The sequence below is a fragment of the Streptococcus suis genome (assembly GCF_002964045.1).
GTDB lineage: Bacteria > Bacillota > Bacilli > Lactobacillales > Streptococcaceae > Streptococcus > Streptococcus suis_U.
On the sequence record NZ_POPB01000153.1, the window covers coordinates 1 to 384 of the forward strand.

The 384-nt window shown below is 42.4% G+C and carries 1 protein-coding gene; it reads right to left on the reverse strand.

Annotation, left to right across the window (positions count from 1 at the left end):
• Positions 1-384, reverse strand: a 384-nt coding sequence (gene nrdR / locus C1E99_RS00890; protein WP_105206335.1) for a transcriptional regulator NrdR, incomplete at both ends; no start/stop codon positions are given.

The window sequence follows — 384 nt, forward strand, 5'->3', positions numbered from 1 at the left end:
CCAACATCTTTGAAAGAACGATAAACCGATGCAAAACGCACATAGGTGATTTCATCCAATTCGACCAATTCTTCCATTACCAAATTCCCGATGACATCGGATTCTATTTCACTATCACCTTGTGCTCGAACCTTCTGTTCAATCCGATTCACCACTTCATCAATATCATCGGTTGACACAGGGCGCTTTTGAGCAGAACGAATAATCCCATTGAAAATCTTTTCACGTGAAAACTGCTCTCTAGTTCCGTCTTTTTTCACAACGACTAGAGTTTTCTCTTCAATCCGTTCATAGGTGGTAAAACGTTGACCACATTGGTCGCAGGAACGACGACGACGGATGGTATTGCCATCTTCAGCCTGACGACTATCAATGACACTTGAT